21 protein-coding genes are annotated in these 18636 nt (G+C 71.5%); 9 read left to right on the top strand and 12 right to left on the bottom strand.

All coding sequences use genetic code 11. The annotated features are described in order from the left end of the window. Nucleotides 1–44 precede the first annotated feature (44 nt). Nucleotides 45–692, bottom strand: coding sequence for a helix-turn-helix transcriptional regulator (locus ACIPJI_RS21535; protein ID WP_307709490.1), 648 nt, complete (start codon nt 690–692; stop codon nt 45–47). A 248-nt stretch (nt 693–940) separates the two neighbouring features. Between ACIPJI_RS21535 and ACIPJI_RS21530 the strand changes: the two genes are divergently transcribed. After that, a complete protein-coding gene (locus ACIPJI_RS21530; protein ID WP_356619695.1) occupies nt 941–2020 on the top strand; it encodes a helix-turn-helix domain-containing protein in 1080 nt (359 codons plus the stop codon). A gap of 37 nt (nt 2021–2057) precedes the next feature. On the opposite strand, the gene ACIPJI_RS21525 is transcribed toward ACIPJI_RS21530, so the two are convergent. Beyond that, nucleotides 2058–2654: a TetR/AcrR family transcriptional regulator gene (locus ACIPJI_RS21525; protein WP_402248054.1), complete on the bottom strand. Its 597-nt coding sequence runs from the start codon at nt 2652–2654 to the stop codon at nt 2058–2060. Between the two features lie 68 nt (nt 2655–2722). Between ACIPJI_RS21525 and ACIPJI_RS21520 the strand changes: the two genes are divergently transcribed. After that, nucleotides 2723–4291: an FAD-binding oxidoreductase gene (locus ACIPJI_RS21520; protein ID WP_402248052.1), complete on the top strand. Its 1569-nt coding sequence runs from the start codon at nt 2723–2725 to the stop codon at nt 4289–4291. A 97-nt stretch (nt 4292–4388) separates the two neighbouring features. Here the strand turns inward: ACIPJI_RS21520 and ACIPJI_RS21515 are convergent, their stop codons facing one another. From ACIPJI_RS21515 to ACIPJI_RS21505, 3 genes are all read right to left on the bottom strand, one after another. Further along, nucleotides 4389–4682 (bottom strand): hypothetical protein, encoded by a 294-nt coding sequence (locus ACIPJI_RS21515; RefSeq protein WP_307709494.1) that lies wholly within the window; start codon nt 4680–4682, stop codon nt 4389–4391. Between the two features lie 61 nt (nt 4683–4743). Further along, nucleotides 4744–5163 carry a hypothetical protein gene (locus ACIPJI_RS21510; RefSeq protein WP_402248050.1) on the bottom strand — a complete coding sequence of 140 codons (420 nt, stop codon included), beginning with the start codon at nt 5161–5163 and terminating at the stop codon, nt 4744–4746. Then, the gene (locus ACIPJI_RS21505; RefSeq protein ID WP_307709495.1) at nt 5157–5639 is read right to left on the bottom strand and encodes an ATP-binding protein; all 483 of its coding nucleotides are present in this window, start codon (nt 5637–5639) and stop codon (nt 5157–5159) included. Before ACIPJI_RS21505 ends, ACIPJI_RS21510 begins: the two co-directional genes overlap by 7 nt. A 127-nt stretch (nt 5640–5766) precedes the next feature. Between ACIPJI_RS21505 and ACIPJI_RS21500 the strand changes: the two genes are divergently transcribed. Together ACIPJI_RS21500 and ACIPJI_RS21495 are read left to right on the top strand one after the other, a co-directional pair. Then, on the top strand, nt 5767–6627 hold the full coding sequence (locus ACIPJI_RS21500; RefSeq protein ID WP_402248048.1) for a helix-turn-helix domain-containing protein: 861 nt from the start codon (nt 5767–5769) through the stop codon (nt 6625–6627). Next, nucleotides 6628–6864, top strand: coding sequence for a DUF397 domain-containing protein (locus tag ACIPJI_RS21495; protein WP_307709497.1), 237 nt, complete (start codon nt 6628–6630; stop codon nt 6862–6864). Here the strand turns inward: ACIPJI_RS21495 and ACIPJI_RS21490 are convergent. From ACIPJI_RS21490 to ACIPJI_RS21475, 4 genes are read right to left on the bottom strand one after another with little or no spacing between them, the layout of a single operon-like run. Then, nucleotides 6857–8764: a M64 family metallopeptidase gene (locus ACIPJI_RS21490; RefSeq protein ID WP_402248046.1), complete on the bottom strand. Its 1908-nt coding sequence runs from the start codon at nt 8762–8764 to the stop codon at nt 6857–6859. The two genes, ACIPJI_RS21495 and ACIPJI_RS21490, sit on opposite strands and share 8 nt — an antisense overlap. 23 nt (nt 8765–8787) lie before the next feature. Next, the gene (locus ACIPJI_RS21485) at nt 8788–9960 is read right to left on the bottom strand and encodes an anhydro-N-acetylmuramic acid kinase (RefSeq protein ID WP_402248044.1); all 1173 of its coding nucleotides are present in this window, start codon (nt 9958–9960) and stop codon (nt 8788–8790) included. Further along, the gene (locus ACIPJI_RS21480; RefSeq protein WP_402248042.1) at nt 9957–11252 is read right to left on the bottom strand and encodes an MFS transporter; all 1296 of its coding nucleotides are present in this window, start codon (nt 11250–11252) and stop codon (nt 9957–9959) included. The genes ACIPJI_RS21485 and ACIPJI_RS21480 overlap by 4 nt, the downstream gene beginning before the upstream one ends. After that, nucleotides 11249–12688, bottom strand: coding sequence for a glycosyltransferase 87 family protein (locus ACIPJI_RS21475; protein ID WP_402248246.1), 1440 nt, complete (start codon nt 12686–12688; stop codon nt 11249–11251). The genes ACIPJI_RS21480 and ACIPJI_RS21475 overlap by 4 nt, the downstream gene beginning before the upstream one ends. A 97-nt stretch (nt 12689–12785) precedes the next feature. Here ACIPJI_RS21475 and ACIPJI_RS21470 point away from each other — a divergent pair, with 97 nt between their 5' ends. After that, the gene (locus ACIPJI_RS21470; protein WP_402248040.1) at nt 12786–13940 is read left to right on the top strand and encodes a molybdopterin-dependent oxidoreductase; all 1155 of its coding nucleotides are present in this window, start codon (nt 12786–12788) and stop codon (nt 13938–13940) included. Further along, nucleotides 13940–14434, top strand: a complete 495-nt coding sequence (locus tag ACIPJI_RS21465; protein WP_402248039.1) for a hypothetical protein — start codon at nt 13940–13942, stop codon at nt 14432–14434. The genes ACIPJI_RS21470 and ACIPJI_RS21465 overlap by 1 nt, the downstream gene beginning before the upstream one ends. Here ACIPJI_RS21465 and ACIPJI_RS21460 read toward each other — a convergent pair. Next, entirely contained in the window at nt 14322–14948 is a 627-nt protein-coding gene (locus ACIPJI_RS21460; protein WP_356619678.1) for an NAD(P)H-dependent oxidoreductase, read from the bottom strand. The genes ACIPJI_RS21465 and ACIPJI_RS21460 overlap by 113 nt on opposite strands. A gap of 146 nt (nt 14949–15094) precedes the next feature. On the opposite strand from ACIPJI_RS21460, the gene ACIPJI_RS21455 reads away from it, so the two are divergent. Beyond that, a complete protein-coding gene (locus ACIPJI_RS21455; protein ID WP_402248036.1) occupies nt 15095–15952 on the top strand; it encodes a helix-turn-helix domain-containing protein in 858 nt (285 codons plus the stop codon). Between the two features lie 174 nt (nt 15953–16126). Here the strand turns inward: ACIPJI_RS21455 and ACIPJI_RS21450 are convergent, their stop codons facing one another. Then, a complete protein-coding gene (locus ACIPJI_RS21450; protein ID WP_307709504.1) occupies nt 16127–16366 on the bottom strand; it encodes an XRE family transcriptional regulator in 240 nt (79 codons plus the stop codon). 188 nt (nt 16367–16554) lie between these two features. Between ACIPJI_RS21450 and ACIPJI_RS21445 the strand changes: the two genes are divergently transcribed. Beyond that, nucleotides 16555–16731, top strand: a complete 177-nt coding sequence (locus ACIPJI_RS21445; RefSeq protein ID WP_402248034.1) for a hypothetical protein — start codon at nt 16555–16557, stop codon at nt 16729–16731. Between the two features lie 526 nt (nt 16732–17257). Next, nucleotides 17258–17527 carry a hypothetical protein gene (locus ACIPJI_RS21440; RefSeq protein WP_356619674.1) on the top strand — a complete coding sequence of 90 codons (270 nt, stop codon included), beginning with the start codon at nt 17258–17260 and terminating at the stop codon, nt 17525–17527. A gap of 249 nt (nt 17528–17776) precedes the next feature. Here the strand turns inward: ACIPJI_RS21440 and ACIPJI_RS21435 are convergent, their stop codons facing one another. Then, the gene (locus ACIPJI_RS21435) at nt 17777–18388 is read right to left on the bottom strand and encodes a hypothetical protein (RefSeq protein ID WP_356619672.1); all 612 of its coding nucleotides are present in this window, start codon (nt 18386–18388) and stop codon (nt 17777–17779) included. Between the last annotated feature and the right edge of the window lie 248 nt (nt 18389–18636).

The following is an 18636-nucleotide window of genomic DNA, read 5'->3' as shown; positions in this document are numbered from 1 at the left end:
TCAGAACCTGTTGAGACACGTACAAATCCAAGCCTGTCCGGAAATCAGGGCTCCGTGGGGGTGTCAGGCGCCGGTTTCACGCTCTCCAGAAGCATGTCGAGCCATTCGGTCACCTTGTCCCGGTGCTTGTCGGTGGGGAGTTGCGCAGCGCGCCAGGCGATGCCGCGTACACCGTGGTCCTGGAGCAGCCGCTCCAGCGGGTCGCCGTCGCCCGCGTAGTCCTGGAGCAGGCTCTGCTCCGTGCGCTGGAGGGCGCTGTCGAGCGCGTCGGCGTCGTCGGCGGTCAGGAACCCGGCGTGCACCTTGAAGAAGCGCTGGATCGCGTCACAGTGTTCCATCGTCGGCCGGCGGTCGCCGTTGATGAGCGCGCCCGCCTGCTGGCGCGACATCCCCGCGCCGTCGGCGATCTCCTGCTGGGTGTACCGGCGGCCGTTGGCCTTGAGCCGGGTGCGTCGCAGCAGGTCGAAGCGTTGCAGGAAACGTGCCTGGAGGTCCGGTTCGCCGGCCGGCCGTCCGTCGAGGAGGGCCCGTACGACGTCGGCGGGAACCCCCGACGCCTCGGACAGCTTCTGGACGTCGAAGACCTCGCTGTGGCTCATTCCGAGCTTGTCCGCAAGTTCGGCGACCCGGGCAACCGATGCCGCCAGAGGGCCTGTGGCCGTCGGACCCGGAACCGAGAAGCCGTCTGTCACCAGTAGGTCTCCTAGATCACGCGAGATAGCCCCGCATCCTATGGGGCTGCCGGAAGTTAACCCCATTCAGGTCACGGCAGCCAAGGTCTTGCCACAGCTGTGGCGCGAATTGAGCGCTCAGCGGCGTGGAATGCCACGATAGTTGACATCCCCTTGTTCGCGGTAGCAGGATCGCCAAGCGGTGTGAAGATCCAAAGGGTGCTGACGCAGCGGGACTTGCGGCGGCTCCGAGAAGGGTGGCGTTCTCGATGACACATGAGGCGGGCGTCGAACGCCGGGGTGTCCACGGACGCCTCAGCCCCGTCGGCGCCGCGCGGGCCACGGCCCGTACGAAGCGACTCGGGGACGCCCTCAAGCGACGCCGTGAGGAACTGGGCCTGAGCCTCGAGGAGGTCGCGGCCCGCCTCGGCATCACCGCCTACACCTACGCCACTTGGGAACGCACCCCGGGCCGGCAGTGGCCCGAGGACACCCTCTGCGCCCTCATCGACGCCCTGGAGCTCAACGACCAGCAGGGCGGGCGGCTGATGCGCCTCGCCGTCGACCGGGACGCGCCGGTGCCGTACGACTCCTTCGGCGGCGACACGCCCGTCAGGCCGTCGGGTCCGGTGCCGCCCTCGCGGCCGGTGCGCCGCCCGGCTCCGTCCGGGCCCGCGGCGCCCGTCCCGCCGCCGGTGCCCGTACGTCCGCCCGAGCCGCAGCCACCGTCGCGGCCGGAGGGGCCCTCGGACCCCGAGACGCTGGCCTATCTGCGGGACTACGCCACGATGATGGACGCGGTGCCGCTGCCTTCCGTGCTCTTCGACCGGCGCTGGGACGTCGCCCACACCAACCCCGCGTTCGATGCCCTCTTCCGTGGCATCGGACCCCACCCGACGGCCATGCCGGACCGTAACTTCCTGCGGTTCGTGCTCTTCCATCCCGACGCGCGTACGGTGCTCGGCGAGCACGAGACGAGCTGGTGCCTGCCGTTGATGGCGCAGCTGGCCGCGGCCCTCGACAAGCACGGCGACGACGATGTGCTTCAAGCCATTCGTGACGACATCACCGACGACCCGATCATGGACGCCGCCTACCGGTGCGGGCTGCCGCACTGGATGAGCGCCGTGGGTGCGCTCGCGATCCACCACGACGGAGCCGTGCGGCCGGTGCACCATCCGGACCCGCGCTGGGGACGCACCCAGTGCAGGATCATCGACGAGACGCCGACGACCCTGCGGGACAAGGAGTACACCCGGCTGACGCTGGTCCTGAGGGAGAACCGGTCGAGCGCGGTGCCCGGCGTGCGCCGGGGCAAGACCCATCTGCGGGCCGTCTCCGGCGGCTGATCCGGCCCCCGGGGGCAGGTCTTCGGATCCCGCTCCGTCAGTTCGGGGTGAGTGCGGACAGGACGCGTGCACAGCGGGCCGTCATGTCCGCAGGTGACTGTTCGGGGTGGTCGACCCACCAGCGCATGACGGCTGTGACGGCGTACTGCCATATGTGGTTGAGGAACGCGTGGTCGAGCGGGTCGCGGTGCCCCGCGCGGCTGAGGAGGTCCGCGCTGCCCGCGGCGCCGATATCGGCGAGCCGGGCCCGGTAGCGCATCGCGGCCTCGTGCATCTCGCCGTCGGGCGGCAGCGTCGGGTCGTAGAGGACGGACCATGCGTGGCGGCACGTGCCGACGGCGTCGAAGATCGCGGCGAGCGTGTCCAAGGCGTGATCGGGCGAGCCGCTGCGGGCTCGAGCGGCGTCGACGGCTTCGACCAGCATGTCACCGACATGGCTGAGGCAGGCCAGATACAGGCCGTCCTTGGAGCCGAAGTAGCCGTAGATCAGCGGCTTGGAAATGCCTGCCCGCCGGGCTATGTCGATGACGGAGGCGCGGGCGTGGCCTCTTTCGCCCAACTCTTCGATCGCGACGCCGATGATCTGCTGTTCCCGTTCGGCGCGGGCGACGCCCTTGGTTCCGGCCTTGTTCACACGCCCACTCTAGCGCTACGTATGACCGACAGGTAATTTACCTGGAGGTCAATTACGGAGGGTGGGCGATGACACGGTCGTGGTGGGGCTGGGGCACGGTCGAGGAGGCCGTGACCGGCGCGGAGTTGGGAGCCTTGCTGGGCAGGGTCCGGATGCTGGCGCCGGGCGACATGACCGGCCATCAACCTCCGGACGTCGCCGCGCTCGGGCTGCACGCTCCCCGGGTGTCCGCCCCCGCCACCCTCGCGGATCTCTGTTCCGCCGACCCGGCCGACCGGGCCGGGCACGCACATGGCAAGGCGTTCCGGGACGTGGTGCGCAATCTGCGGGGGGACCTGCGCCACGTGCCCGATCTGGTGGCGCGGCCCCGAGGAGAACGAGATCTGGTCGACCTGCTCGACTGGTGCGCCCGCGACGGGATCGCCGCGATCGCCTACGGTGGCGGCAGTTCGGTCGTCGGCGGAATCGAGCCCCGGTTCGACGACGGCCGTGCCGCGGTCACCATCGACCTCGGGCGTCTGGACCGCGTGCTCGACATCGATCCCGTGAGCCGGGCGGCGCGCATCCAGGCGGGCGTGTTCGGCCCGCGTCTGGAGGACCAACTCCGCCCCTCCGGCCTGACGTTGAGGCACTTCCCGCAGTCGTTCGAGTTCTCCACCCTGGGCGGCTGGCTGGCCACCCGGGCAGGCGGCCACTACGCGACGCTGCGCACGCATGTCGACGACCTGGTCGAGTCGATGCGTGTGGTCACTCCTAGGGGGATCAATGAATCGCGGCGGCTGCCGGGTTCCGGGGCGGGTCCGTCGCCCGACCGGCTCTTCCTCGGCAGCGAAGGCACGCTGGGCGTCATCACCGAGGCGTGGATGCGCCTGGAGGAACGGCCCCGTTGGCGCGCAAGGGCCTCTGTGCACTTCGCCGACCGCACGGCGGCGGTGGCGGCAACCCGGGCGATCGCGCAGAGCGGGCTGCACCCGGCGAACTGCCGGCTGCTCGATTCCGCCGAAGCGCTGATCAACGCAGGTGTCGCCGTCGGGGGCGGCGTGCTGATCCTGGGGTTCGAGTCGGCGGACCATCCGGTGCGCACGTCACTGGACCGGGCCGAGGAGCTGTGCCGGGACCACGGCGGCGAGATCGCCGATGCCGCCACGGAGAGCACGGGCGACACGTGGCGTTCCTCCTTCCTGCGGATGCCCTATCAGCGCGACGCGCTCGCCCGGCACTCGGTGATCGCCGAGACCTTCGAGACGGCGTGCACCTGGGACCGGTACGAAGACCTGCACCATGCCGTCACGCAGGCGGCCCGGGACGCCATCCGCAGGGTCACCGGTCAAGACGGTGTGGTGACCTGCAGGTTCACCCACGTCTACCCGGACGGCCCGGCACCGTATTTCGGAATCTACGCGCCTGGCCGCTGGGGGAGCATGGTCGCCCAGTGGGACGAGATCAAGGCAGCTGTTTCCGAGGCGATCGCCGACAACGGCGGCACGATCACTCATCATCATGCGGTCGGCCGTGATCACCGCCCCTGGTACGACGTCCAGCGCCCGGACCCGTTCGCCGCCGCGCTGGCCGCTGCCAAGGCGGCACTCGACCCCGCCGGAATCCTCAATCCCGGAGTGCTCGTCCCCGTGCTGTGAGAGGACCCGGCGCAGATCCGCCTCACGCCTCGGACACCGGGCGTCCTGTGTCCGACGGCTCGGCCCCGCGACCGGGTGCCGGGACCGGACCGGCCGCTCAGCGCATCGAGGCGATCGCCCACTCCGCGACGAGCGCCACCGCCACGCCGACGCCCAGGACCAGGGTGGCCCACCGGGTGCGTCCAGCGCGGCTGAGGACCAGCGCGCTGCCGGAGAGGATCAGGGCGATGCCGTAGAAACCCACGGTGATCACCGAGTGGGTGCTGCCCAGCCGCAGCGCCAGCGTGGCACCCACCGCGATCATGATGACGGCCGACAGGGCTATCCGGACACGGCGGGCCTGGCGCGGTGTGAGGCCCTGCCGTTCGGGGCCCGTATTCGCTTCTGACATGCGAGGAAGCCTATCCCGGCGGATCGCCCGGCGGCCGGGCGGACCTCCGCGGGGGCTCCGCTCAGCCCCGTGCCGAGCCGGTCAGGCCCGCCGGCCAACGCGGTGCGGTGCCGGTGAGTTGACAGGCCATCAGGTACAGCGGGATGGGCGGCGTATAGGGGCTCGGGCCGTCCGGCCGGCGGATCAGGCGGGCGCCGCTGGCGGGCACCCGAGCCCCGCGGGCGTAGTGGGACGGCAGCGGCCAGGTCAGGTCGAGGTCGGAGCCCGCGGGGACGATCCACCACCACCAGGCGCCGTCGGCGAACACGCAGCCGGTGCTCCGCATCCGGACGAGCAGGCGGATTCCGAAGTGTGCGGGGACGCCGACCGCGTCGCACCCCAGCGTGGTGGGGAGCGCGGAGGGGACCTCGAGGCTGCTCAGGCGGTCGGCGTCGTCGTGGCGCACGCCCCGCGAAAGGAGCGGCGCCAGGTTCCTCAGCACGGCCACTCCGACGCCGACGCCCCTTCCCTGGACGCCGGTACGAAGGGCAGTTCGGCCCAGACGGCGCGGCCCACTCCCGGCGCGGCGTCGTACGTGCCCCAGGCGCGGCTCACCGCTTCCACGAGCAGCAGCCCCCGCCCGCGCTCGCCCTCCGCGCCGTGGCAGACGCGCGGGCCGGTGGTGGCGGCGCCCTGGTCCTGCACCGTGACGCGCAACCGGTCGGCGCCGACGAGGAGTTCGCAGCCGACCAGATGGCCGCCGGTGTGCACGATGGCGTTGGTGAACAGCTCGGAGAGGACGAGCAGTGCGGTGTCGTGGGCGTCTTGCTCGACGCCCCAGCTCTCCAGCCGTGCGGAGACCATCTTTCTTGCTCGGGAGACCTGTTCGGCGCGCGCCGGCAACTCGAAGGCATACCGGGTGAGATCGGTCCCCGCAAGGGAGTCCAGGAGCTCGGTGGCGAGCGCGTCACGGTTCACACGACCACTCTCCCGCTGCAACCGTCACATTGGCAACCCCCACTATGAAAAATTCAGAGTGGGCATATTCATCGACTGGGTGCCGTGGCACACTGCTCGCAAAACAAGCACGTGGGGAGGTCTCGAAGTGAGTGAACCGCGGTCCGCCCCCACCGTGGGGCAGGTCGTTCTCGGCAAACGCCTCCAGGATCTGCGGGAGCGCGCAGGCCTCAAGCGCGAGGAAGCGGCCAAGGTCCTCCGCGTCGCCCCCGGCACCATCCGCAGGATGGAGACCGCCGAGGTCGCGCTGAAGATCCCTTACGTCCAACTGCTCCTCGGCGCCTACGGGATAGGCGACGAGGAGGCCCGCGGTTTCGTCGAGCTGGCCGAAGAGGCCAACAAGCCCGGCTGGTGGCAGCGTTTCCATGACGTCCTGCCCAACTGGTTCAGCATGTACGTCAGCCTGGAGGGTGCCGCAAGCCTCATCCGTGCGTATGAACCGCACTTCGTGCCCGGCCTGCTCCAGACCGAGGACTACGCCAGGGCCATCATGCTCGGCGGAGCCATCGGCCAGACGGAGCCGGACGACGTCGAACGCCATGTGGCGCTGCGCATGGAGCGCCAGTCCCTGCTGACCCGGCCGGACGCCCCCAAGCTCTGGGTGATCATGGACGAGACGGTGCTGCGCAGACCCGTCGGCGGGCCGGGGGTGATGAAGGCCCAGATCGAGAAGCTGCTCGAGGGCGCACGGCTGCCGAACGTCACCTTGCAGATCGCCGACTTCGCGGCCGGCCACCACCCCGGCACGTACGGGCCCTTCGTCCTCTTCCGGTTCGCTGTGGCCGAGCTCCCGGACATGGTCTACAGCGAGTACCTGACCGGCGCCGTCTATCTCGACGCGCGCCCCGAGGTCGCCACGCACCTCGAGGTCATGGACCGCATGGCGGCTCAGGCCGCGACAGTACAACGCACGAAGGAGATCCTCGACGATCTCCGCAAGGAGCTGTGAATGAAACGCATATACAACGGAATGCCGGCCGCCGAGCTGGGTGAGGAGGGCTGGCACAAGCCCTGGAGCGGCGGCAACGGCGGCAACTGCGTCGAGACCATGAAGCTGGCCGACGGCAGGGTCGCGGTGCGCCAGTCCGCCGACCCCGACGGACCGGCCCTGATCTACACCTCCGGGGAGATCGAGGCATTCATACAGGGAGCGAAGGCGGGCAAGGCGGACTTCCTGGTCAGCTGACCTGCTGCCGCGGGGGCAGCAGCGTCACCAGGAAGCTCTTGGCAGCGGACACGTTCCCTGCGGAGTCGACCGTCCGGTACTCGACCGTGTGGGTGCCGTAGTCCGGTGTCGCGTCGTCCCAGGGCACCACCCGGGGCGTGCCGAGCTTGCCGTACACCAGGTCGTCGATCACCGTGCCCCCGGGTGTGAAGCGGTAGGGCGCGTCCGCGTCGGTCGGCCACCCGTAGTACGTCTGCCAGCCGTCGCCGTCGACCCGGAACTCGCTCACCACATGGCCCTCGTGGTCGTCGCGGGCGGTCAGCTTCATCGTGAACGGGCCGTCGTACACGTACTCCACGGGCCTGCCGGGCCGGTGCACCGTGCGCAGCGGCTTCGACACCTCGTACGTCGCCGTCGCCGGGGAGGCGTCCACGATCCAGGTGAGCGAGGCCTTCGTGCCGGGGATACGGGCGGTCAGCTCATGGGTTCCGGGCCGCAGCCGCAGCGCGCCGAGGTCCAGGTCGCGGTCGTTGCCCGGGTTGGCCACCGGACGGCCGTCGATCGCCCAGCGCACCGTCACTCGGCGGTCGGCGGGGTGGGTGGTGTCCGCGTGGACGACCGCGACGGCGGCGACCGGAACGCCGGTGTCCGTATGCCCCGTGAAGGCCGGGGTCACCCCGTCCGGGGGAGTGGTGACGGACGTGTCGACCGTCCACGTCACGGTACGGGTCAGCGCGGAGGAGGACCGGATCGCCGGGTCGCGGACGAACGGCGTGGGGTCGGTGACGGTCGCCGTCAGCGTGTGCCTCCCGGGCCTCAGCCCGAGCCGGCGCAGATCCACCGTGCGCGCGTCACCGGCTGCGCGCAGCCGTTCGCCGTCCAGCCGCCAGACGACGTCGAGTTCGCCGCCGACCGGATGCAGCGTGTCCACCCACACCGTGCGGTCGTCGCCGATGGCGGCGGTGTTCGGCGTGTGGCCCGAGACCAGGTTCACCTTGGCGGAGATCTTCTGCACCATGATCTCGCGTTCGACCTGGTCGAAGGGGTAGCCGAGCGTCTTCATCATCGAGTGCCTGCTGGGCCGCCATACGCCCTTGGTGCTGTACATCCCGCCCTCATGGCGGCCGATGACCCCGCCGGACTCGCTCTCCTCGCCCAGCCAGCGCCACCACTTGGCGCGCTGCCGCCGCATCTGGTCCTCCGTGAGCAGCGTGTGGTGCGCGGAGACCGGCTCGCCGCCGGTGTACGTGCCGCCGGGGACCCCGCGTGCGTAGTAGTCGTACTCGTCCTGCAACTTGCCCAGCGAATGGCCGATCTCGTGCGGGGTGATCAGGGCCGACAGCGCGTTGCCGCCCGACGCTGTGGCGTACGTGCCGCCGGCGCCGCCGTACGTGTCGCTGTTGGCGAGCGCCACGATCTGCCGGTTGGCACTCGCCGTGCCGGGCACCAGGTCCGCGAGCGCGGTGGCCGCACCGCTGTCGACCGTGAGCAGCCGCTGGACGCTGTTCGCGTTGCACCCGCCCCAGAACCCCATGCCGAGCGGTGTGTCACGGCGCGGGGCGTCGAGGCCGGGATCGCAGTCCACGCCGGATTCGGCGGACGGCAGTTCTACCGCCCATACGTTGACGTACGAGCGGTAGGACGCGAACGGCTCCGTCGACCAGAGCACGTTCAGATGCTTGTCGACGTCCGCCCGGAACTCGGGCATCTCCTGCGCCGTGTAACCGTCGCCGAGCACCACCAGGTTGAAGCGCTTGTCGGTGGGTCCTGTGGTCTGCACCGGCACGACGGTCGCCGCGTCGGTCACATGGGCCCCGGCATGTGCGGGCGCGGTACCCGCACCGAGGACGAAGGCGGACAGGACGGCGCCCGCGGTGGCGAGCAGGGCCGCCCGGCGGCCCGGAGAACCGGCTGAGGTCATGGTGATGCAGCGTACGACCGTCATCAACGGTGAGTAAAGATGAGGGAGTTGACCAAGTGGTCCGAGGGAGGAGGGAGACGCAGCGGACGGTTGCCGGGGGTGAGGGAACCGAGCACGCGCGCCCCACGCGCTCCGGTGCACGCGGGCACGGTGCCGACCAGGCCGTGCACGGTCAGAAAGCCCAGCACCGCGAACGCGTACGCCTCCTTGGCCGCCGCCGGCACACCCAGCTCGTCCGAGGTGCGCAGCGGTGTACCGGCCAACTCCGCGCGGAGCGCGGCCATCAGGGCGGGGTTGCGTGTCCCGCCGCCGGAGGCGACGACCTCGGTCGCGCCCAGCGGCCTCACGGCGTCCGCCACGGTGCGCGCGGTGAGCCGGGTCAGTGTGGCGACGACGTCCTCGGGCGCGAGAGCCTCGAAGCCGGACAGCGCGGCACGCAGACGCCCCGCGTGGAACAGCTCCTTTCCGGTGGTCTTCGGCGGGGGCAGCCGGTAGTAGGGCTCGGAGAGCAGCCGCTCGAGGAGCGGCGCGTGCACCCGGCCGGCCGCGGCCAGCGCTCCGTCCTCGTCGTACGCCGCCCGGCCCCGGGTCACCTCCACGACTGCCGCGTCGATCAGCGCGTTCGCGGGTCCCGTGTCGAACGCGACAGGGTCGCCCGATGCGCCCGCCACCGTGACGTTGGCGATCCCGCCGAGGTTGAGCGCCACCGGCACCCCGGGCCGGCCACGCAGCCACAGCACGTCCACCAGACTCACCAGAGGGGCGCCCTGCCCGCCCGCCGCGACGTCACGCGGACGGAAGTCGGAGACGACCGGGCAGCCCGTCGCCTCCGCGATCCACGCCGGCTGCCCCAGCTGCAGCGTGCCGTGCACGCGCCCGTCCTCCGCCCAGTGGTACACGGTCTGCCCGTGCGACGCGATCAACTGTGCCTTTCCGCCGCACAGTTGACGGTCGGCGCGGACGGCGGCCGCCGCGAAGGCCTGTCCGATGCCGGTGTCGAGGCGGCACACCTGCGCCAGTGTCGTCGCTGCGGGCGGCAGCGCCCCGGCCAGGGCTGCCCGCAACGCCTCGTCGTACCTCTCGCCGATCATGCCGAGCGGAGTGACGGCAAGAGTGCCGTCCTTCAGGACGATGTCGGCGGCCGCCGCGTCGATCGCGTCGTACGACGTCCCCGACATCAGCCCGACGACCCTCACCGCAGCGCCCTGCGATGGTCGTCGCCACGCAACGTGAGCAGCGCGAACACGCTGACCGCGCAGGTCGCGGCCGCGTAGTAGGCGGGGATGTCGACACTGCCGGTGCGCTTGATCAGTTCGGTGATGACGAGGCCCGCGCATCCCGAGAAGACCGCGTTGGACAGCGCGTACGCGAGGCCCAGTCCCGTACAGCGCACCGACGTCGGGAACATCTCGGCCAGCATCGCCGGTCCGGGTCCCGCGAGCAGGCCCACCACGGCGCCCGCGGCGAAGACCGCGGCGCCCTTGGCGGCCGCCGAAGCCCCCTCGTCCTGAAGGAGGTTCATCAGCGGCAGGGCCAGCAGCACCACCAGGACCGCACCCGTCAGCATCACCGGCCGCCGGCCGACGCGGTCGCTGACCAGCCCCGCAGGGATGATCGACGCCGCGAAGCCCAGGTTCGCCAGGACCGTGGCGATCAGCGCCTCCCGGAACGACGCGTTCAGACTGGACTGCAGATACGAGGGCAGCACCACCAGGAACGTGTAACCGGCCGCCGCCCAGCCCATGATCCGGCCCGCGCCGAGCACGATCGCCCTCACGACCTCCCGGGTCGGCGGTGGCGCGACCGGCGCGGCCTCCGCCTCCCGGAAGCGAGGCGTCTCCTCGAGACGCAGCCGCAGCCATAGGGCGACCGCGCCGAGGGGGAGCGTCAGCAGGAACGGCAGCCGCCAGCCCCAGTCGTTCAGCGCCGCCTCCGACAGCACGGTCGCCAGCAGCGCCGCCGCCCCCGCGCCGCCGAGCAGCCCGAGCGCGACCGTGAACGACTGCCACGACCCGTACAGGCCGCGCCTGCCGGGCTGCGCGAACTCGGTCATCAACGACACGGCCCCGCCGAACTCGCCGCCCGCCGATAGTCCCTGGAGGATGCGCAGCAGCGTGAGCAGCCACGGTGCCAGGGCGCCCACGGTGGCGTACGTCGGCAGCAGACCGATCAGGGTGGTGGCGAGCGTCATCAGGCCGATGACCAGGATCAGCGTCGGGCGGCGCCCGATCCGGTCACCGATCCGGCCGAACAGCGCGGCCCCGACCGGCCGGAAGAAGAACGCGAGCGCGAACGACGCGTAGGTCTTCACCAGCGCCTCGACGTCGCTGCCGCCCTCGGGCGTGAAGAAGTTCGCGGCGATGATCGTGGCGAAGTAGCCGTAGACACCGAATTCGTACCACTCGACGAAATTGCCGACCGAACCGGCCAGCAGCGCACGGCGGGAGCGGACGGGCGAGGCTTCGGACCGTTCGGCGGAGGTGGTCATTCCTCCTTATTGCCCACCGCGACACGCCCGGACTCCCGTCGCGCGGCCCCCGGTACACCGCCGGCATCCGCAGGAACGGCCCGGTGCCGCCGGATCAGCACCCCGGCCGCCACCGCGGCGGCCGCCAGGGCGTACGCCGTCGTGCCCACCACCGAGCTGTCCCCGTCGAGGTGCACCGCCACGTACTTGGCCGCGCCCGCCGCCGCGACGCCCAGCCACTCCCACCGGCCGTCGAGTGCGACCAGCGCCACCAGCAGCAGCGCGTACCAGGAGTATCCCGGCGTCATCAGCAGGAACACGGTGCCCGTCACCGCCAGAGCGCCGCTCCAGGGCCGTTCGGCATCGCCACGTCGCAGGACGTGCACGACGACCACCGCCGTCACCATCAGCGCCGCGGGCAGCGCCCAGGCGTCCGGCAGCACCAGCCGCAGCAGCGCGTAGCGGTTGCGGGCCGACGGGTCGTCGTAGCCCTCCTCCTCGGTGTAGCCGCCCAGATAGCCGAGCACGGAGCTCTCCGACAGCAGCACGTGCGGCAGGTACGTCACCGCCACCACGGCCGAGGCCGGCAGCAGCACGGCCGCCGCGTCCCGCCACCGCCGGACGCCCGACAGGGCACCCGGCAGCACCACCGCGGGCAGCAGCTTCGTCGCCACCGCCGCGCCGAGCAGCACACCGCCCTCGAAGCGCCCCCGGACCACCACCCACAGGCCCAGTACCGCGAGCAGTACCCCCAGTACGTCGGCGTGCGCGTTGTTCACCGCCTCCACCGGCACCGCCGGACACCACGCCCAGAGCGCGGCCTGCCGCGGATCACCGCGACGGCGCAGCACCAGCACGAGCACGACGGTCGTGCCGACCGCGAGGAGGGCGCCGCCCGTCTGCAGAGGCTTGTGCCGGGCGTCCTCGGGCGACAGCGCGTGCACGACCAGGAAGTAGCCCTGCGCCACCGGCGGATAGATCGTGTGCTGATGCGGTCTGTTGATCCGCGTGCAGTGCCGCTCGCCCGCCGGCCCGGCGATGCGTGACCGCTCCGGCACCGCGCAGTCCGCACCGCTCGGGAACAGCCAGTCGTCGCGCAGGCCGGCGAGCGCCGGATCGGCGGGCGGATGGTCGTACGGCGAGATCCCGGCCGCCTGCACCCTGCCGTCCCAGGCGTAGCGGTACGAGTCGGTGCTCGTACGCGGCGGGGCGAGCAGGCCCGTCGCTGCGACCGCGACACCACCCGCGAGGACCAGCGCCACCGCGTGCCGCACGGGCATCCTGCGCACGGCGACGACGGCCGCCGCGAACAGCAGCCAGCAGGCGGCGTACCACCACGCGAGGCCGCCGGGATCGGTGACGTAGCCGTCCTTGAGGACCGTCGCCGCCAGCACGGCCGTCAGGCCGGCGACGAGGACACAAGCGGTGAGCGTACGCGTGTCGATCACGGACACCAGCCTTCCAGCCGCAGCGGCCCGAACGGGGGACACGCCTCATGACGTCCGCGTTCCGTAAGGTGTCGGAGCCCTCGCACCGGCCCTGGGCGGAGGTCTCATGGAAGACATGAGGATCCGACGCCCGATCACCCTCCGACCGCCGAGGTTCACCGGCAGGCTGCACGACGCCCGCACGGCGACCGCCGTCGGCCGCCTGCTCGGCGCCGCGATCGCCGTGTGCTTCGTGACCGGGGTGATCAGCCACTACCTGCAACGGCCGCCGGACTGGCTCGCCGGCTCGCTGCCCAGCCGGCCGTACTGGGGCTACCGCCTCACCCAGGGCATCCACGTCGCGAGCGGCATCGCGGCGGTCCCGCTGCTGCTCGCCAAGTTGTGGACGGTCTACCCGAGGCTGTTCGTACGGCCCGCGCTGCGGTCCCTGCGGCACGCCCTCGAACGGCTGTCGGTGGGTGTGCTGGTCGCCGCGGCCCTCTTCCAGCTCGCCACGGGACTGCTGAACACCGCCCAGTGGTACCCGTGGCCGTTCTCCTTCGTGCCCGTCCACTTCGCGGTGGCCTGGCTGCTGACAGGCGCCTTGGTCCTGCACATCGCCGTCAAGTACCCGCAGATCAGGGCCCACTGGAGCCGGCGCTCGCCCGGGACGCTCGAACTGCCCGTCGCGGACGGACCGGACCGGCGTTCCCTCCTCACCGGCGTCGCCGCGGCCGTGGGGGCGGTCACCCTCACCACCGTCGGCCAGTCCCTCACACCACTGGGGCGCCTGGACCTGCTCGCACCCCGCCACCCCGACCACGGACCGCAGCACCTGCCCGTCAACCGCACCGCCGTCGCGGCCGGGGTCAGCGTCCCGGCCCTCGCCGGCTGGCGGCTCACCGTCACCGGCCCCCGCCCGTACGCGCTCACACTCGACGAGCTGGCCGCACTGCCCCAGCACACCGTGACCCTGCCCATCGCCTGCGTCGAAGGCTGGAGCAAGTCCGCGCGCTGGACCGGCGTACGCGTCCAGGACCTGGTCGAGCGGGCCGGCGCACCACCTGGCACGGCGCTGAGGGTCGTCTCGCTGGAGCGGCGCGGCGCCTACCGGGTGATGGAGATGGGCGGCGGATACACCGACGACCCGCTCAGCCTCCTCGCACTGCGCCTGGGCGGCGAGGTCCTCTCCCTCGACCACGGCTTCCCCGCCCGGATCATCGCCCCCAACCGTCCCGGCGTATGGCAGACCAAGTGGGTCGGCAGGATCGAGGTGCTGTGATGCGTATCGCGACAGGGGCGGCCGGCGTCGCCCTGATGGGCGTCGGCGTCTTCCTCCTCCTCAGCGGGGGGCAGGCCACGGACGTGGTCCTCTGGCTGGCGGGAGCGGTCGTCCTCCACGATCTCCTGCTCGCCCCGCTGGTGATCGCCGCCGGGCTGCTGCTCGCACGGCTCCCCGGCCGGGGGCCGCTGCGCGGGGCGCTCGTCACCGCGGGCTGCCTGACACTGATCGCCCTGCCGGTCCTCTTCGCCCCGGGCACGCCGCACAACCCCTCGGTCCTTCCCCTGGACTATCCGCGCAACTGGCTGCTGTCCCTCGCCGCGGTGGCCCTCGCCACCGCGGCCGTGGAACTCCTGCGGCGGCTGCGCGGCACGGCCGCCGTCAGGCGGTTCCGAACGGACGGTCACGGCGCGCGTCGTGGAGCACGGAACCCCACCAGTCGAGCTGGTCGAGCATCGTCTTCGCCGCGCCGGTGGGGCCGTCGGGGTCGATGAGCGTGCCGTCAGGAGCGAACAGCTCGTAGTAGCGGGGGAACGAGACCATGTCGCGGACCGTGTGCGCATGCAGTTCACCGAACACCTGGCGCAGCTGCTCGATCGCCAACAGACCGCCGCTGCCCCCGCTGTAGCCGACGAAACCGATCGGCTTCGCCTGCCACTCGGTGTAGTGCCAGTCGATCGCGGCCTTCAGGGACGCCGGGAAACTGCGGTTGTAGTCCGGCGTCACCACCACGATCGCGTCGGCCGCCGCGAGCCGCCGCGTCAGCGGGACCATGTCCGCGGGCCGCTCCATGTCGGGCTGCAGCGCCGGCGGCAGGGGCGGGAGGTCCAACGGCAGCGGTGTGTCCGCCAGATCCACCACCTCGACATCGAACCGGCCGTGCTGCCGGGCCTGTTCCGCGAACCATTCGGCGACCACGGGACCGAAGCGGCCCTGGCGGACGCTGCCGATGATCACCACCAGTTCTAGATTCTTCTCGGAGTTCTTCTCAGGGTTCTTCTCGGACATGGGTCCACTCCTCAGGTGACAGGGCCGGCTCCCCTCGGGGCCGACGCGTCCCAACCTGCCGTCCGGGACGGCACCGAGGAAGGCCGGGCCGAGACTGGTAGTGACAGGGCCACCGTCCCGACTCGCCGGGCTGTTACGTTCGAACAGTGAGCGACAACGAGTTGGGCCTGTTCCTGCGCACGCGCCGCGAGGCGGTCACCCCCGCCGACGTGGGGCTGCCGGCAGGCCCCCGCCGCCGTACACCCGGCCTGCGCCGATCGGAACTGGCGACGCTCGCCGGTGTGAGCGTCGAATACGTGACCCGCCTCGAACAGGGCCGGGACCGGCGGCCCTCCCCGCCCGTGCTCTCAGCGCTCGCCGACGCGCTGCGGCTCTCTGCCGGTGAACGCGTCCATCTCCACCGGCTCACCAAGTCCGCCGACGCCGGCTTCAACTGCATGGGCGGCGCGGTGCCCGCCCGTGACGTCCGCCCCACCGTGCGGGCCCTGCTCGAACGGCTCGAGCCCGCGCCCGCGGTGCTCGTCAACCGGCTGAGCGAGCTGCTGGCCTGGACCGAGGGCTACGAGCGGCTGGTCGGCCCGCTCGGCATGCTCGACGGCACCCCGCCCAACGCGGCCCGCTTCGTCCTCACCGACGACCGGGCCCGCGCCGCCTACCCCGACTGGGAAAGCGTCGCCGACGAACACGTCGCGTCGCTGAAACAAGGGCCGTTCCGCGCGGACCCGTACATCGCGGCGCTGGCGGACGAGCTGACCGTGACGGTCGGCTCGGTCTTCACCGACCGGGTGGAACGACTGCCGGGGCTGCCGCGGGCGAGCGGCGTCACGCGTGTGGTGCACCCGGAGGCGGGGGAGCTGCGGCTCGCGTACGAGACGCTGGAACTGCCTGCGGACGACGACCAGCGTCTGCTGGTCCATGTGCCCGCGGACGCGGCGTCCGCGGCGGCGCTGGACGCGCTGACGGGGCTTCGGCCGGGGGCGCTGCGGGCGGTGTCGGGTGGCTGACCGGCCCGCTGCGCGGGGCGAATCAGCCCACGCCGACGGTCGGGCCGCCGGTCAGCCCGGTGATCGGTCACCAACTTGAGCAGCGGCTTCCCGGCCCGGGCCGTATCACCTTGCTGCTGCCGGTGCTGAGAGCCACCTGCCGTCGCCTGACGCGCCCTGCGCGCCGCGACAGGGTCAGGCCGACGGTGCCGCCTTTGGGGTGCGGGCGGCATCAAGGACCTCAGACAGGGGCAGAGCCAGGGCGGTGGCGAGTTCGACCAGCTCTGCTTGCGTGGGATGGACGGGGCCACGGGCGCCGTCCTCGGCGAAGACGCGGATGCGGGGGGTGCGGATACCGGTCCGCTCGGCGAGCGCCTGCGCGTTCAGATGACGGCGGCGCATGCCCTGCTGGAGCAACTGTGAAAGATCAGCCATCCGCTTCTTCTACCCGACCCTCACCTTTTCATAGCCCGACGTTCATCCTGCCCGGAACTTCGGCGGGCAGCTGCGGCGACGTCCGGCGACAGCCGTGGGAGGGTCCGGCAGGCATGCCGACCGCTCGAAAGCGCAACCGTGTGCCAGGTGAACCGGCCCAGGCACACCGGAGCCGACGGGGCCCCGCCATGTCTTCCGGACCGACCACGATCGTCCGTCGGCTGCGGCGGCGCGGGATCGTGCCGCGCCGTCGCCCCGACCCGCCGTCCCGGATCGGGAGGGGACCGCACGGCGTCTCGACGGCGGCTGTCGTCCGCCGTCTCGTCGACGTCCTGCGCGCCCGGGCGGGCTCCCGCCGGCGCTGACCCGCCGAGCGCCCGGCCGACCCGCCCGGGGGAGCGGACCGGAACGACCGCGCCCGAGCGACGGGGCCGGGACCGGACCGGAGGGACCTGGCCGCCGGCGGCCGCCAAGGCCTGGCGGCCGCGGTCGTCGGCACCGCCCTCGCTGGTGTGCTTCTGTCGGAAGCAGCCCGATTGTGTGCACCCCGTACGTCGTCGGCTGCCGATGCTGCGCGCCCGAGCCCGGTGGAACCTTGTCCAGGCGCCGAGCACGAAGGTCGACCCCGCAGGGGAGAGGCGGGGGGATGCCAACTGGCAAAGCAGCCATGTCGGTTGCGGCGCCATGCGGGAGTCGCATATTTGCGTGCTTTGAGATGTTTTATCCCCTTCGGACGGTATACCCGCGAAGGGAGAGATTTTCGCCCGGAGCAAGCCGAGAAGGTTTCGCATGATCACCCGAGCAGATACCGACCGTCCTCGACCACCGGGCTCCTCGGTGATCCGGATGAACCGGTGACCCCAGGCACCCCCGTTTCACAAGGAGAGACACATGCCCCAGGTCGAACAGCCCGTCACCGACGACAGCATCAAGGTCCGCCAGCTCAGCCACTACCAGTTCAGCTGGGTGGCGGGTGAACCCGGAGCGCCGGGCACCTTCACCCTGCAACTCGTACTCGACGAGGGTGCCTGGGAAGAGGTACTGACTGTCGGCGCCGACGATGCCGACGTCCTGCAGGACCTGCTGGTGAACACCGAAACCGTTCACTACGACATCGGGCGTAGAACCCTCATGTTCGGCGTCACCGCAGCCGGCAGCTGACCCACACCCCTCAGGCGCGGATGGCCCGGCTCGGCAGGCGCGCCTGCCGAGCCGGGCACCTCCTCGAATGCCGAACCACGCGGCCGCTTCGGCCACCCGGAGGGCAGGGCTGCAATACGGGCAAGACGGGTTGTAGCGTGGAAGTGGTGCTCGGACGGGGAGTGTGACGGCCTCCGCCCGAGCGCTCGCTCCCGGCACCGTCGCTCACTCAGGTACATCACCGCCGCCGATGTGCGACGGGTGGCTTCGTCAGCACCCTTTCCCGTGGTGGCCGAGCCCGTGGAAGCCGGAGTGCATCATGGTCGGGGCCATGGACCGGGCCCGCTGCCACATTCCGTATGCCTGCTGATCGGCACGCTGCTGTTCGCCGTGGAGGGCGTTGAGGATCACCAGGCCGCCGGTCAGAGCCGGCACCGCCCACTGCATCCGCTCCAGCTGCCGCTGGGCCTTGTCGGTGTCGATGGGGTGGCGGGACGCCTTCTCGATGTCTTTGGGGTCGTCGGACGCGGCCAGTTCGATCTTCTTGCCCAGGCCACGGCTGTAGGCGGTGGCGGCCAGCGCCGCACCGGTCAGCACCGTCTTGGCCAGCGTGGAGACTGCCACCCCCTGCTGACCGGCCACCCGGGGAGCGTTCGCGGCCAGCAATCCGCTGCCGCCGACCAGATGGGCACCGATCGCCAGGGCGTTGACCGGCACCCACTTCGCCCAGCCCGTACTGGCGAACCGCGCGGCCTCCCGCCACTGGTCGCCTTCCGCTGAGGCTGCCCCGTTCAACCCGACCGCGCCCATCAGCGAGCCGCCGAACCATGCAGCCAGCCCCAGGTCGTGCAGACTGCGGACGACGGTATTGCGTTGCGACATCATGTAACTCCCTCGCACATCACCGAGCGCCGGTGGACGACCGGCGCTCGCACCACCGTCACCGCCCACCGCGGCATGCGCACCCCGGCAGGTACGAACGGACCAATCGGAACCGACCGGCCGGGGCAGCAGCAGCTTCTGCGAGGCGCGGGACTCGCACCCCGCCACAACCACCGCCTGCCGTTCGACAGCGGGCGACGGTAGGCGGTGTGCGTGATGATGTCAGTCGCCTCCGCCGCCCCCGCAGG

Origin of the sequence: Streptomyces sp. NPDC086835 (assembly GCF_044745705.1) — a bacterium.
Classification (GTDB): Bacteria; Actinomycetota; Actinomycetes; order Streptomycetales; family Streptomycetaceae; genus Streptomyces.
The sequence above is the reverse complement of the archived record's forward strand: the minus strand, read 5'-3'. Positions and strand labels throughout refer to the sequence as shown.